9 protein-coding genes are annotated in these 16231 nt (G+C 42.0%); 4 read left to right on the plus strand and 5 right to left on the minus strand.

Annotation, left to right across the window (positions count from 1 at the left end; all coding sequences use genetic code 11):
• Window positions 1-54: 54 nt before the first annotated feature.
• From DXA15_RS05695 to DXA15_RS05715, 5 genes are all read right to left on the minus strand, one after another.
• Window positions 55-1299 carry an MFS transporter gene (locus DXA15_RS05695; protein WP_128133399.1) on the minus strand — a complete coding sequence of 415 codons (1245 nt, stop codon included), beginning with the start codon at window positions 1297-1299 and terminating at the stop codon, window positions 55-57.
• A 5-nt stretch (window positions 1300-1304) separates the two neighbouring features.
• Complete coding sequence (locus DXA15_RS05700) at window positions 1305-2507, minus strand: AGE family epimerase/isomerase (RefSeq protein WP_128133400.1); 1203 nt, start codon at window positions 2505-2507, stop codon at window positions 1305-1307.
• Between the two features lie 5 nt (window positions 2508-2512).
• Complete coding sequence (locus tag DXA15_RS05705) at window positions 2513-3430, minus strand: dihydrodipicolinate synthase family protein (RefSeq protein ID WP_009860539.1); 918 nt, start codon at window positions 3428-3430, stop codon at window positions 2513-2515.
• A 183-nt stretch (window positions 3431-3613) separates the two neighbouring features.
• Window positions 3614-5230: a RagB/SusD family nutrient uptake outer membrane protein gene (locus DXA15_RS05710; protein WP_128133401.1), complete on the minus strand. Its 1617-nt coding sequence runs from the start codon at window positions 5228-5230 to the stop codon at window positions 3614-3616.
• Between the two features lie 35 nt (window positions 5231-5265).
• Window positions 5266-8574 (minus strand): TonB-dependent receptor, encoded by a 3309-nt coding sequence (locus DXA15_RS05715; protein ID WP_128133402.1) that lies wholly within the window; start codon window positions 8572-8574, stop codon window positions 5266-5268.
• Window positions 8575-9681: 1107 nt separating this feature from the next.
• Here DXA15_RS05715 and DXA15_RS05720 point away from each other — a divergent pair.
• The 4 genes from DXA15_RS05720 to DXA15_RS05735 all read left to right on the plus strand — a co-directional run bounded on the left by DXA15_RS05720 (window position 9682) and on the right by DXA15_RS05735 (window position 16220).
• Window positions 9682-10893, plus strand: coding sequence for an ROK family transcriptional regulator (locus tag DXA15_RS05720; RefSeq protein WP_128133403.1), 1212 nt, complete (start codon window positions 9682-9684; stop codon window positions 10891-10893).
• A 212-nt stretch (window positions 10894-11105) separates the two neighbouring features.
• Window positions 11106-11669: an RNA polymerase sigma-70 factor gene (locus DXA15_RS05725; protein WP_009860543.1), complete on the plus strand. Its 564-nt coding sequence runs from the start codon at window positions 11106-11108 to the stop codon at window positions 11667-11669.
• Window positions 11670-11725: 56 nt separating this feature from the next.
• Window positions 11726-12739 (plus strand): FecR family protein, encoded by a 1014-nt coding sequence (locus tag DXA15_RS05730; protein WP_128133404.1) that lies wholly within the window; start codon window positions 11726-11728, stop codon window positions 12737-12739.
• Window positions 12740-12869: 130 nt separating this feature from the next.
• Window positions 12870-16220 (plus strand): TonB-dependent receptor, encoded by a 3351-nt coding sequence (locus DXA15_RS05735; protein ID WP_128133405.1) that lies wholly within the window; start codon window positions 12870-12872, stop codon window positions 16218-16220.
• Window positions 16221-16231: the final 11 nt, after the last annotated feature.

A 16231-nucleotide genomic window follows, 5' to 3' on the forward strand; every position in this document is an offset into this window, starting at 1 on the left:
TCTATATGTGTTGTTTGTTAAATACTGAGTCAAATATAATCATATTATTTTCAACTAATCCGTCATGTTTGCCACTTTCGGTCGAAGGAAACAAATCTGAATGAGTAAAGCGATTGCGACGAGCCCTGCCAGCATGGCAAAGTCGTGCCCCAGGTTGCCGGCATCTGTCGACCTGCCCAACAGGTCTGTAATAGTTGCCCCGGCAAATACACCGGTCATGTTCATGATACCGTAAGCCGTTGCCCGGTAACGTGGTGAGATGAACTGGCAGAGAATCGGCATATTATTGGCATCAAAGATACCGAAACCGATACCGAAACACAAGCCTCCGCCGACAATCATCAGGAAGTTATGTCCGAAACCGAGCAATAAGAGCGATGGAATGGTCAATGCCAGTCCGATAGCTCCGGTATAAACACGGCCTCGTACGTTGGTCTGTATCCATTTATCGGATAAGATACCGCCTGCAATGACTCCGATAAACGAAGATAAAGCGATTGTAATCGTTGATAACGGGCCTGCTTCCGACATGTCGATTGACAGATTTTCGGAGAATAATGTCGGTAACCAGTTCTTGGTAGCCCAGCCCGGTAGACTCGGTGTTGCAAAATAAAGCAGGATAATCCAGAAAGAGATGTTCGTAAACAACATGCCCATCCCTTTGAGAGCCCCTTTCACCGGATTCTCGACGGCAGCGCCCGCCTCTTTGATTTTATGAACGATATGGTCTTTTTTATCTTTCAGGAACAGAATAAGAATCACACTGTATGCAATACCGACAATCCCGAACCAGTGGAAAGTCGTTTCCCAGGTAAAGGCGCTTGCCACTGTCGCACCGAAACCGCCTAAAGCCTGTCCGGTGTAAAGGCCGGTCATGTGGATGCCTACTGCCAGCGAACGTGTTTTCCCCTGGTGGTAATCGGTTATCAGCGACAATCCTGCCGGGATATACAAGGCTTCGCTTACCCCCATGAGGGCGCGCAGGAAATAAATCTGGTTGAAAGTGGTGCAATAACCCATCATCAGCGTGACGAACGACCAGACGAACAGGCTGCCGACGATTAACCATTTGCGGTTTACCCTGTCGGCTATCATTCCCGCTACAGGGCTCATGAATCCGTATATCCACAGGAACACGGCCATGAGGCGCCCGAAGTTGGCTGCCGATTCCAGTTCGGTGATGTCTATCATCATCGCGTCTTTCATGGTGGAGAGCATTTGCCGGTCCATATAGTTCAGTAAGGCTACGCCCCACAACAGGCCGACAACTACCCAGGGATAGATTTTCTTATTGCTCATATCGTTTATTTTGAAAGCATTTCTTTACAAAGCAGGTTACATTTCAGAAGCATCCGGGGGATGTGGAACGGGCCTTTATACATATTACCTTTGGCCGGCTGTGACAATGTCCCGTCATAATGGAAATAGCCGTACCATTCTCCATATTCCCTGTCCGGGAAACGGGCGTATGTGTATTCATTAATCATCCGGTGCATTTCAAGGTATTTCTTGTCACCGGTAGCTTCATAGGCATAAAGTGTGGCGATGATGGCTTCGCATTGCGGCCACCAGAATTTCATATCGTGCCAGTATTCCTGCTGGGGAAGGTTCTTGCAGTCTTTGAAATAAGTGATTCCACCGTATGTTTTGTCCCAGCCCCATTCCCAGGCCCAGTTGAGGATAGTCAGTCCCATTTCTTTCAATTCCGGGTCCCAGTTGCGGTACTTGGCTTCTTCCAGGATAAACCAGGCTGTCTCGATGGAATGGCCCGGATTGATGGTTCGCCCGGGGATGGAGTCGATGAATTCGCCATTCGGCCCGACTGTTTCGAGGATTGTTTTGAATTCCGGCTTCATGAAGTCGCGGCGGAGTTCGTTGATGGACTCGTCTATCTGTTTTGTCAGTATTTCATCGTCGATAGCTTCGCGGATACGGGCGGCCGTATCAATCAGTATCATGCATAAGGAATGTCCTTTGGCGATAAAGCCTTCTCGGAATTTAGGTTCAAGCAATCCCGGTGTGTTTTTATAGTGAAGGACTTGTTTGAAGAGGCTGACTGCTTTCTCTGCATAGCTTTTGTCTCCCGATGCGATGGAATATTGCGCCATGGCAATAGCGGCAAATGTTTCGGAAAAGACATATCTTCTTTTGCGGACCGGAACGCCGGTTGCCGTCACTTCATAAAACATGCGGCCATCTGTGTCGAAACAATATTTCTCGATGAAATCAATGCCGTTTTTACAAACCTGCAACCATTCTTCACGTTTCTCTATATGGTTGTAGGCATAGGCCAGGATGAAAGCGAAACGTCCCTGAAACCAGACCGATTTGTTCGAATCCATCAGGGAACCGTCCCGGTTGAGGCAGGTGAAATAACCGCCGTTCTCTTTGTCGATGCCGTATTTCAGCCAGAAAGGCATGACATCGTTCAGGAGGTCGTTTTTGTATGTTTCTTCCCAGTAACCCAGATATTCTGCCGGTTGGGATATGTTTGTCTTTGCTTCCATAGTCGTTAGAATTTGTTACATCTTTCAAAGAAGTTGATGGCTTCCAGTTCTGCTTTCATGGCAGCTTCTTCGGCATCGGTCATATTCTGGAACGGTGTACGGTTTTTGCCCAGGTCCAGACCAATCAGTTTCATGATACGCTTGCCTCCTACGATGTTTCCGCGGTAATGGCAGATTACGTTAATCACATCCTGTGAGAAGTTTTGTTTTTCGCGGGCTGTTTCCAGATCTCCGGCTTCCCAGGCCGTGATGATGCCGACCAGCTCCTTGCCGTTATAATTGGTTGTTCCGCCGATGCCGCCCTGTGCACCGCCCATAGCCAGGCAGGGCAGAATAGTCTCGTCCTGTCCGTGAAGCATGTCGAATTTGCCGTCTTTATATAACCTGCACTGGTTATATTCGTAAAGGCTTTCATAGGTATATTTGATTCCTGCGAAATTAGGGATGCGTCCGTCTACGGTCTTTAAGAAATCTACCATTGAAAGGAATGCGCCGTTGAATGCCGGGATATGATAATAATAGAAAGGCAGCTCCGGTGCCCCGCAAGCAATTTCTTCGCAATATTTCACCAGTTCTTCCACACGGTTTACTTTAGGGAACGGAGAAGCCATGGCACCTATCCCCCATGCTCCGATCTTTTGTGCGTGGGCAGCCAGGTTACGGCTGGTCTTTACACAAGTACTACCTACATGTACGATTACTTTGAATCCTTCCGGCACAACTTCCATCCATCTTTCGGCCAGTTTAATACGCTCTTCTTCCGTCAGCATATAGCCTTCGCCCGATGAGCCGTTGATGAAAACACCTTTCAAACCGTTGTTGGCTAAAAGTTTGGCATAGGCTTCAATAGGTTCGTAATTCACTTCTCCATTTTCATAAAACGGAGTAAAAGGGGCATCAATCAGACCTTTAATCTTTTCCATGGTACGCAGTATTTAATAATTGTTATGTGTGCTATTTTAAATATGAGGCAAATGTAAATAAAATAATTTAATAATTTCTGTGGCGATATGAAATAATTTGTGCTAGATGGTGTATAAAGTTACCTGTAAGCCGGCTGTCGATAAAAACAGGTCGGTTTACAGGTAACAGTTAGATGAAATAGATTATTCGTAACCTGGTGTTTGAACCAGCTTGGGGTCTTTGTTCAACATTTCTGTTTCAATGGGCCAAAGCACTTTATATGACTCTGCTTCGCTAAGGATAGGCTCGGTTGTTCCGATGCTCCCTTCTTTACAGAATACTAAATGTTTACCTCCTTTGGTGAGGGTCATACGCCGTACATCCCACCAACGTTGTCCTTCTCCAACGAATTCTTTATCTTTTTCGTTGAGGATTGCCAGTTCGTTCGTTGTGAAATCTGCATTTACATAACCGTACTTGCTAATATTCCAATTATTACCATACGCGCGTTCGCGAATCATATTGATATATTTAGCCACATCGCCATTCTGCATATTCTCAATTTCGGCAAGCATCAGGTAGACGAGAGGTAAACGGTAAATAACAGCATCCGCATCCCATACGTACTGGTTAGTGCTTACATTGAAATGTCCCATTATTTTCCTTAAGAAAGTACCGGCCAGTTCTCCGTTTGGATGTTCGTTGGAAACCTGATAATAAGCTGCCAGAAATGTAGCATCGCGACGACTGTCTGCTTTATCATATTTCAGGAACATTTCTTTTTTAAACTCATGGCGTTGTTGCGCGGTGGTCCCAACCTGAAGCGTATCGCCCATCAGAACACCATCTTCGCTATTATAACCGATTGTTTTGAATTGTCCGGTTTGATAATTGTACATGAAACTGGTATAACTGTTAGTCGCTTCACCTTCAGTGTATCGTACAGCCATAATGATTTCGGAATTACCTTTATTTGTAGAGGAAAATACATTGGTAAAATCCTCTTGCAACGACAAACCGTAATTGTTGACAACATTCAATAAATGATTTTTGGCTATTGCCAGATCTGCTTCGTTGGCCTGATTGTCATCGGTCGACACTTTTGCATTCCAGAGATATACTTCTCCCATCAGACATTCGGTAGCCGCCTTTGACCAATAGGCTTTCTTGTTGCTTCTGTTGGATGGGTCGAAGGAATTGTTGTCTCCGAAATATTTCAATGATTCTTCGAGGTCTGATTTGATTTGTGCTATCATGGCGGAACCACTTGCACGGCCTTCGTATAATTCTTCCGGATTGAAATTTCCGTTTACAACTTTGTTCGGGTCCAGCTGCAACGGGGCTGTTCCGTAAGTCCTGTATAAGTCGAAATAGTGGAAAGCCCGCAAGCCGTAGGCCTGGCCCAGGTAATAAGCCTTGTCGGCATCCGACATATAAGTGGCTTCTTTCGTATTTTGAAGGAAAATATTGATATTAGCTATGAGACCATATAATTCTCCCCATTTGCTCACGCCTGAAGTCACGGCTGAAAGTTTCTGTAGTTTCAGTCCCTGGTCGGATACACTGGTGCCATCTATGGCTAATGTTTCCACATTGGAACCACCGCGGACTTCACCGAAAATAAACTGGTGCTGGTATGTTTTGTCACGCAGGTTTTTATGAAGTCCGTCCATATATCCTATGATATGCTCCGGCTTTGTCCAGTAATTCGAACTACCGTAATAGTCGATAGGCGACAAGTCAAGCGCATCACAAGCGCTACACAGATAAACTGTTGTTGCCAGAACACCGAATCGTATTGTTGATTTTAAGATATTCATATTGTGTATACTTTAAATTATTTATTGCTATTGAATTAGAAAGTAACATTTATCCCAAATAAAACTGAGCGGGGCAGGGCATAACCGGATCCAGCCTGGCCGTTGGCCGCCACTTCAGGTGTTGCCACATTCTTGGCTCCGGTCAGATATCCGAGATTTTGTCCTGTGATAGAGACAGACGCTTGTTGCATTTTAGCCATATCCGTCCATGTTTTAGGCAGCGAATAACTTAACGACAATTCACGTATGGCAAGATAATTCCCTTTATAGGCGAAAAGGGTGGACGCTGTGTTATAATTGCCTTTTCCTAACTGGTCTGCCCAAAGGAAACGCGGATATTTTGCATTGGGATTGTCTTCCGACCATGTGTCGTAGTATAATTCGGCCGGTACATTGTAAGAGCCTTGCATACAGCCCATATACCAAGGTGTTTTACTTTGGGCAGAGTTCTCATAAATCCAGAAGTCGAGGGCAAAGTCAAAGCGGGCATACAGTTGTAATCCTTTCCAGCGCAAGGTTGTATTGAAGCCGCCTGTCCAATGCGGATCCGTATTTCCGACTTTTACTCTATCGTACTGGTCGATTACACCATCGCCGTTTACATCTTTCCATTTAACATCACCCGGTTGGATCGGTAGGTTGCTGGTACCGTTTTGTTCGTTTGCGCTAAGGTTATCCCATACTCCTGTTCCATAGAGAGTCTTGTCTCCCAGGTGTTTGTCAACCAGGTTGGTTGGAATTTCGTCTTTCGATTTGTAAATATCTTCGGCTTTATACATATACAGAACATTAGGTTCATATCCTTCCTGATAGCCTCCGACCCAGATTTTTTCATATGAACCGTCTGGCAGTTTATTACCGGAATAGATTTCGAATGCATCTTGTCTGTTTCTTTCCAGATTATTATAAGGCAACGATACGATTTTATTTTTGTTGAATGAAATATTACCGCTGGCAGTCCATGACCAGTCTTTGTTCTCGAATATTTTTCCGGATAATTCAATTTCAAGACCTTGATTACGTAATTCCCCGTTGTTGTTGGTTACAGAGGAGAAACCGGTTGAAGTCGGGAAGCTCAGATTGGCATATTTATCGGAAGTCAGGCGGTTGTAATAAGTAAAATTGGTTGTCAGCCTGTTTTCAAAAAAGCTCATATCGAGACCTGCTTCAAATGTCGCTGTCTTTTCCCAGCGTAATCCGGCATTAGGTAAACTTCCTATCAGGTAACCGATGTTGCCATTGTACGTCTGCGTGTTGTAAGAGCCTTGCAGCGTATACTCTCCGATACCGGAGGCATTTCCGTTGATACCATAACTCATGCGTAATTTACCAAAGGAAAGGACTGGCAAATTGTCTTTTACAAAATCTTCACGTCCAAATATCCAACCGGCCGAAACGCCTGGGAAGAATCCCCAGCGGTTGTCTCCCAGTAAAGAAGAATAACCGTCACGGCGGAAAATAGCTGAAAGTAGATATTTGTTCTTAAAATCATAATTTAAACGTCCGAAGAAAGAAAGTATTCTCAGCTGTTTATGTTCTGAATCTATTGTACGTTTGTTTTCGCCTTTATCTGTAAGTCCTAAATCTCCAAAGTCATCTGTCGGTGCACCCTGTCCTTCCGCTTTGTAATACCGGTAGTATTTATCATAATATTCGGTACCCAGCATTAAATCAACGTTATGATCACGCGCAAAAGTTCGTGTGAAATTTAGGACGGCATTGTAAGTTTGTCTGAAATCACGGCTGTAATCAGCTTTGCTGCTGCGTGTACGGTCGAATACCCCAGGAGTTTTCTCGTAATCTTTTGTAAAAGATTCTGTTAATTGCTCGGCGTAATACCAATTGGCGGATGCGTTGAGTGTTAATCCTTTCATTAGGTCAACCTGAAATGCCTGTACCATCGTGAACTTGTCGGACTGGTTAAAATTCTCCCATTTTTCCGGTTGATAGGACTGGTTTCCGTCAGCGGTTCCCGGTCCTAATTGCATGTTGCCTTCTTCATCCTCAAAAATAACCGTAGGAGGTAAAGACATGATACGACCGAAATAGTTTGCTTCCGACCCGTTTGATCCCGGCATGTTTTTCCAGTTTGCACGGTTGTAATTCAGAGAAGATTTGGATGTTAGCCAATCTGCAATTTTGTAACTTGCATTAGTTACAAATGAATACCGTTCGTAGTAAGTATTAATAGGGACGGCTTCCTGATGATTGTATCCCAGACCTGCATAATAAGTAGCGCGATCATTTCCTCCGGACATATTTATGTTATAATCCTGAGTGAGAGACGGGTTGTTCAGGTTATAACTGGCAAGGTCCGTGTCTTTGTAAATAATTTCTTTTCCGGTGATCGGGTCTGTCATTTTTTGCCATCCTTTTTCCAGAAGGTTAGCGTTCTCGTTACTTAAAAACATAGGACTGTACACTGATTTTCCATATACGTTACCGGTACCATAAGGTTGTGCCCCTTCCAATGAACCGCCTGAATAAGGGCCGTAGCCTTTTACAGTTCCATTTTTGTCGGTAAAGAGATTACCCGCATTATAGACGGCTTGGCGTAAAGCCGAGATATATTCGCCTCCATTTAAAAACTCATAAGGCATATAAGCATAGTTTAAACCGACTTTAGCCTTAAAGTTTATTTCCCGGTGTCCGGCCTTCCCTTTTTTAGTTGTGACGAGAATTACACCGTTACTGGCACGTGCTCCGTAAATGGCAGTTGCTCCCGCATCTTTCATAACCTCCATTGATTCTATGTCTTCCGGGTTTATGTCATTTAAGCCGTCACGCAATTGTCCGTCGACAATAACTAAAGGAGATCCTGTTCCATCGAGGTTAGTACCACCACGGAGGACGATTGTCGGAGCGGCTCCCGGACTTCCTGATGATTGGATTACTTTTAATCCGGAGACAGCTCCGGAAAGTGCTTGCGCCGGATTGGAGAACAAACCGACATTTAATGTTTCTTGTTTGACTTTTGCTATGGAATTAGTCGTTTTGGAACGTAGCTGAGTTCCGGAGTAACCGGTAACAACGACTTCATCCAATGTTTGACTATCTTCATTAAGAATGATTTTTAATACTTGTTTATCTGTCGCCGTAATTTCAACCGTTTTGTATCCGATGAAGGAAACTACGAGTTTAGATCCTTTTTTCGCTTGTAGAGTGAAATTACCATCCATATCCGTTACGGTTCCGTTTTGTGTTCCTTTTTCAACTACGGAAGCACCTGGCACGGTCATATTTAGGTTATCAAAGACAACCCCTTTAACACTTATACTCTCTTGAGCCCATGTAATAACCGGTAAAAGAGAGAATAGTATTAGAATAAAAAGATTCTTCTTCATAATGATGTTATTTTTGTTTGTATCGTATAAAGGAGTAATGCAATAATCCTTTTGTTTTAAAATAAATCGATTAATACGGCAGTTTTTTAGCCGTGGGAGCATTTGCATTCAATGTACGTTTAGTAGCATTCGGGTAGATTCATCTGATTTTCATAAGCATTGATTTTTAGGTGATACATATTTTTATTTTAATTCGATAGAGAATCTGAAATGTTTTCCGACTTTAGGATATAATTGAATGGGAAAGAGTAGGATAAGGGTACGCCAGAGTTCATACAAGACTCAGGTGTTGAATGAAGCTTATATGTTTTTTATAAATATGATATATGTGTCTATATCTTGTATATCATTGTTTATATGCGATATTATGTGTTTTGCGGAATTAGGAAAGTTTTGTATTACAGATTGTTTCATTTGAAGAATGCCCTCTAAATGGATCTTTTCTGTGATATATATGAAATAATTTTCCATTCGCGGAGCGTATTACTAAAAATATTTATTTATATTTGCGCAGTATTTAAAAAAAGAGCGAAAAATGGTATTGTGAGCTGACAATGAAAAAGAGTTTTTTTGGTACCTAGTTCCTACTTTGATAATATGCTAATTTTATATCTTTATTAAAGTGATATGTATGAATGAGAAAAATAAATATGATCTGTTTATGCTCAAAGGGTTGGATATTAGCGATCTAAATGATATTTTTAATTACGAGATATCATCAGTCTGGTTACAGGTGAAGGAAGTTATTCATTGTAATGAACCTGAGTCTTGTATGAACTATGGCTTACTTTTTCATTATAATAAGATGAATTAAAATAAACTTATGATTTTCGACTTTTTAATGAATCTGCTATGAGGATGCCGGAGATCTCTGTTAATATGCCAAAACACTCTCTTTTTGTATCTTAGTTCTTAAAAGACTATGATATTCTCTATTTTTTTATTTAAAAGGAAACCTTGTTTTTGAAAGTAAGTGTCATCTTTGGCTTATGGATGGGTCTTATATGGACGTTTATTGTCGATTTTTTTTATTTACTCAGAGGACTATTTGAAGAATATTTATCTACTTTTGTTTATTCAAATTTACAGTAGACAAAAAAGAACACCATGAATACAAAATTCCTTATCACGGCCGATAGCAATCGTAGTGCATTATTAAAAAAGAAGATTATACATTATTATATAGCCAATGGCGATGCCACAATTGCAGAGTTATGCAAGGAAATGGATTTGAGTATTCCTACCGTAACGAAATTGGTAGGAGAATTACTGGATGACGGTTATATCCTGGATTTTGGAAAACAGGAGACAAACGGAGGACGCAAGCCGAATATCTATGGTTTGAATCCGGTTTCCGGTTATTTTGTCGGAGTGGATGTTTTCCGGAGTAAAATTAATATCGCAGCGGTCGATTTCAAAGGAGACAAGCTGCGTATAGAAGAAAATATCCCGTATTCATTGGAGAATACACCGGAGGCACTGGAGATGCTATGCAATTTGATTAATGACTTCATCGACCGACTAAGCGTTCCGCGTGAAAAAGTGCTGGCGGTAGGCGTTAATATTTCCGGGCGTGTCAACCCTGTGTCCGGTTATAGCTACAGTATTTTCTATTTCGAAGAAAAACCGTTGTCCCAGATTCTGGAAGAACGTATTAAGATAAAAATTTATATAGAAAATGATACCCGCGCAATGATGTATGGTGAATATATGCAGGGTGTCGTAAAGGGTGAAAAAAATATATTGTTCATTAATATGGGATGGGGATTAGGACTTTCCATCTTTATAAACGGTGAACTGTATTATGGTAAGTCCGGTTTTTCCGGTGAATTCGGGCATTTCTGTTTCTTTGATAACGAAATTCTGTGCCATTGCGGTAAAAAGGGATGTATTGAAACCGAAGCATCCGGTTCTGCCTTGCATCGTAAGTTGCTGGAACGTTACCGTGAAGGCAGCAGTACTATTCTCGCTGAGAAAATAGAGAAAAAAGAGAAGATAAAAATGGCCGATATGATAGAGGCAATCCAGAAGGAAGATGTGCTTTGCATCGAAATCCTGGAAGAAATGGGTGAGAAGCTGGGCCGTGGAATTGCCGGACTTATGAATATTTTCAATCCGGAGCTGGTGGTACTCGGTGGAACTTTGTCTTTGACCAGCGAATATATCAGTCTGCCGATTAAAAGTGCGATACGGAAATATTCACTGAATCTGGTTTCTCAGGATACTGAGATCAAAGTTTCCAAGTTAGGAGAGCGTGCAGGTGCATTAGGAGCATGTCTGCTTTCCAGAAGTAAAATGCTTGGGATGATTCATTATTAATTTGTCGATTTGTTCTCTCAATATTATTCCCCACTATTTTTATTGAAGTGGGGATTTTTCCCCATTGCAATGGGGAATAAAGCCCATTACAAGTTACAATGTGGGTAGTTCCGTTCTATGAAATACCTTAAATGCCCTTTAAGATCAACTTAGACGAAACAAATTATCAGTGTTCGTTTTGATTTAAATATTAGCTTCGTATATTTGCTGCTATGCTAACGAAATCTATCAACGAGGAACTATTAGTGAAGGAACTGGTCCAGGGAAGCCAAGATGCTTTTCAGGCAATATTCATGCACTATTATCCTAAAGTCCACAATTTTGTATACGGCTTGGTTAAATCGCAACAAGATGCGGAAGATATTACCCAGGAGGTTTTTTCAAAAGTGTGGGGAAGTCGCAGTATGTTTGCCGATGTCAGGAATTTGGGAGCTTATCTGTTCATTTTATCTAAAAATACTACATTTAATTTTTTGGAAGCCCGGCAAATACGTATAGAAAGGTTGAATGAAAAGCCTTTTGAGGAAGAGGCTCATGACTCACCGGACGAAGATCTGATAGCAAAAGATTTACAACTTTTGATAGACATGGTGGTGGCAAATATGCCGCCTCAGCGTAAACTGATTTATCAGCTGAGCCGTGAAGCGGGATTATCGAATGCAGAGATCGCAGAGAAATTGGATCTGAGCAAGAAGACGGTAGAGAATCACTTGAATCTGGCGTTAAAAGAGTTAAGAAAAATCTTATTATACCTATTGATACTTTATTTGTGTTAAAAAATTAGGGGTGAATAGCATGAGAGTAGTCTTTATAATATAATCGTAAAGGAGAAATGAGTTATATAAAAAAAATAGTTGATTATTTCTTTCACCATGATCTCCCGGAGGAGATGAACTGGAAGATACATCGACGGCTATTGAAAAAAGAAGACAGACCGGAAGTTGATGAGGCATTGCAATCGGTTTGGGATACTATGGGATTTCCGGAAATGAATGAAGCTCGTCCCCGGCAGGCTTATTCCATATTGAGTAAGAATTTAGGTTTTACGGAACAGAAAAAATCCGCATCAAAAAATGTGCGGATCATGCCGTTTTGGGTAAAACTGACAGCTATATGGCTTTTACCATTGATTATGTTTTCCACATCCGTCTATTTTTATTGGCAGGCAACCAGTGTGAAAGATGTGTTGGCGACTGTTTCGCTGATAGAACATTTTGTTCCTGCCGGAAAACGTGAGCAGATTGTTTTGCCTGACAGTAGCCGGGTCTGGCTGAATTCCGGTAGTGTACTGATATACCCTTCTATATTTGTGGGAGACAGACGTGAGGTTTATTTGTCAGGTGAAGGTTATTTTGAGGTGGAAAAGAATACGGAACAACCGTTTATCGTTAAAGCCCGGACACTGAATGTCGAAGTGTTGGGTACCCGGTTCAATCTTTTCGCTTATCCTGAAATAGGGCAGATCGCGACTACGCTTGAAGAAGGGGCTGTACAGGTCCGTTTGCAGGATGAAGAGGGGAAAACTTTTCACCTGGTGCCTGATGAACAATTGGTCTATTATATAGAATCCGGGAACGTTGATGTGAGAAAAGTTGTTTCTGCCGATTATTCTGATTGGCGTGAGGGAGGTTTGCTGTTTGATAATTATTCATTCACTGATATTATCCGTATCCTGCAACGTACATATGGGTTGGATATACATTTGCAGACATCTGCCTATAATAAGAATCTGCTGACAGTTCATTTTAATAAAAATGAATCGGTAGAAAATATATTCATGCTTCTGAAAGAGTTGATACCCGGTCTGGAATATAAAATTGACGGGAAAAGTATTTATCTGAAATAGGAAACAATAAAAAAATCACATGTAATTTGAAAAAGTTTTACGATTGATTGGGTGCAACGTTTTTTCCATCTGTCATTATAGATGAGTACGTACTCAAATCGGTGCAATTGTTTAACTATTTTAATTACATATGAAGAACAAACACAAATCCAGACGAATTGGAACCTATTGTCTGAGCTTTTTGATCGCAGGTTGCCTGCAGATCAATGCGCAAAAGGTATCCTTTAGTGAAGGAACTGTTTCTTTAAAGGAAGCATTCCAGAAGATTGAAGCTTCATCCAAGTACAAAATTGCCTATAATGGCACACAGTTGGATGTAAACAAGAAAGTTGTGCTTAATCAGAAAAATGCGGAAGTATTGGATGTATTGAGCCAGGTGCTGGCTGGTACAGGCTATACTTATTCGGTAAAAGGTGACTATCTGGTCATTACCTCTCCCTCCCAAAATGCGGTCAATCAGAAAGTAAAGAACGTAAAAGGTGTTATTGTCGATGAGACAGGCGAGCCTGTTATCGGTGCAAACGTCGTTGTTTCAGGAACAACGAACGGAACGGTTACTGATTTTAATGGTAATTTCTCGTTAGAAGTTCCGGAAAATGGCACACTGGATGTTTCTTTTATCGGTTATCTGACGCAATCGATATCTCTGAAAGGGAAAAATGATTTTCGTATTATATTGAAAGAAGACACACAGAAACTGGACGAAGTAGTGGTTGTCGGTTATGGTACCCGTTCCCGTAAGAGTATTACCGGATCTGTGGACCAGGTGAACAGCGAGATTTTTGAAAATCGTCCGGTAACCAATGCGACTCAGGCGTTGCAGGGAGCTTCTGCCAACCTTATTATCCAGAGCAAAAATGCGAATCCGAACGATAACAGTATGAACATCAACATCCGTGGTGTCAGTACGATGGGGAACAATGACCCGCTGATCGTTATCGACGGATTGGTATCGAGTTCATCGACTCTGAACAATCTGAACCCGAACGATATTGATAATGTATCTGTCCTGAAAGATGCAGGTAGTGCAGCCATCTATGGTTCCCGTTCTGCAAATGGTGTTATCCTGGTAACGACTAAAAAGGGTTCTAAAGGCAGTAAACCTGTTGTTGCGTTTAATGGACAGGTCGGCATCCAGGACCCGCATATTTTATTTTCACCGGTCGAAGGCTGGCAAAACGCCATGTTGAGAAACCAGGCAAATATGAATGTGGGTAGTGCTCCCCAGTTCACACCCACCCAGATTCGCGATTTGTATGATCACCGTAATGAAGAAGAATGGTTGTATGACCAAATCATCAAATCCGGTCTCCAACAGAACTATAACATAAACGTATCCGGAGGTAGTGAAAATACGACCTACATGGTATCCGCCAGTTACTATAACCAGGAGAGTAACTTCCAGGGTAGCTTCGGTATGGAACGTTATAACTTCCGTAGTAATCTGAGTACGGAATACGGACGCTTTAAGTTGACATCTTTGATGGCTTATAACCGTCGTAAAGACAGAACTGTGGCCGGTGGTACAGGAAACACAATCATCAACTCATCCCGTGTCCCGTCTTATTATTACTACAAATTTATGGAAGGCGACAAATATCTGGTCAATGATATAGTCGGCGATGACAATCCGTTGGCATTGTTGCAGGATGGCGGTTATGAGAAGAAAGACGAAGACAATTTTATCGGAAGTATGAACCTTGATGTTAAGATCATCGATGGTTTGAAAGCAACCGGTTTGGTAGGTCTGGATTTGACCCAGCATCATCGTTATCGTCGCGACAAGAAAGTGCCGTTGTATTCTTCTGCCGATTTGGAGAATCCGGTACTGTACATGCACTCCAATACAATGACTGAAGATTATAATGAAAAGCGTTATACTCTGAGTACACAATTCTTATTGGATTTTAACCGTACATTTAATAATGTCCATAACGTAAGCGCATTGGTCGGTGTTTCAAACGAATCTTACACAAAACAAGCAAGCCGTATTGCCTGGGAATACACGGATGAAGACCTGGGATTGCCGACGACAGACGAATCCATCCAGAATAAAGATAACAAAAACTCGAACAATGATACGGACCAGACAAGTATTACTTCCGTATTTGGTCGTGTAGGCTATAATTATATGGATAAGTATTATGGAGATGTCTCTTTCCGTTATGACGGTTCTTCAAAATTTGCCAAAGACGAGCGCTGGGGTTTCTTTCCTTCGTTCTCTGCCGGCTGGCGTTTGTCTGAAGAAGCCTTTATGGATACGTATAAGAGCAACATCGGCGATTTGAAACTGAGAGCATCGTACGGTGTACTGGGAAATCAGAATGTGGACAATTATTCTTACCAGACTGTCTATCAGATGAATAACAACGGCTATGTATTCAATGGCATATCCGTCCCGGGAACCAGCTATACAGACGGTAATGCCTTCCTGACATGGGAAAAATCAGCTAACTTTAATATCGGTGCCGATGCAACCTTCCTGAACGGGAATTTATTCTTATCTGTAGACTATTTTGATAAGAAGACGTCTAATATATTGTTAACACCGGAAGTATCGTCCATCTATGGTGGTTCCGCAGCCAAAGAGAATGCTGGCGAAATGAAAAACAGAGGTTGGGAATTAACTATCAACTACAAATTAAATTCCGGCGACTTCCATCATAACTTCAATTTCAATATTTCCGACTCAAAGAATAAAGTGACCGATTTCGGAGGAAAAGAACGTATCGACCAGAATGACCAGTTGTATAAATTGATTCGTGAAGGGGAGCCGTTAGGTTCGTATTTCGGTTATAAAACAGACGGGTTGTTCCAGAGTTACGATGAGATTGCGAACAGTGCGCTGCCGGTAGGAGCTTCCGTTCAACCCGGTGATGTGAAGTATGTCGACCAGAACAACGATGGTGTCATCGACGAGAAAGACCGTGTGATACTGGGTAATGCATTTCCGCGTTATACATTCGGTTTCACTTATAATATGACATGGAAAGGTTTTGACTTGAACGTCATGCTGCAAGGTGTGGGCAAACGTTCCATGTATCTGCGTGGTGAGTTGATAGAACCATTCCACTCAAATTATTCCTATTGTATTTATCAACATCAGTTGGATTTCTGGACTCCGACAAATCCGGATGCCCAATGGCCTCGTTTAGTTGCCCCGGGCTCATCTTCTTCTACAAACAACTGGGGTATGGCCGGATCAGATATTTATTTGTTGAATGCAGCTTACTTACGTGTGAAGAATATCCAGATCGGATATACCTTACCGAAGGCACTGACTCAGAAGTTTGGTGTACAGAAATTACGTGTCAGCGTAAATACCGAAAATCCGTTGACATTTACCAAGAACTCATTTATCGATCCGGAATCTTCTGAATTCGGCAGCGATATGGGTGGTATCGGTGGCATCGGGGCAAACAGCGGACGTAACTACCCGACACTGACTTATTATGGATTTGGTTTGGATATAGAATTTTAAGACATAGACTT

It is taken from the genome of Parabacteroides sp. AM58-2XD (genome assembly GCF_003463685.1).
GTDB lineage: Bacteria > Bacteroidota > Bacteroidia > Bacteroidales > Tannerellaceae > Parabacteroides > Parabacteroides segnis.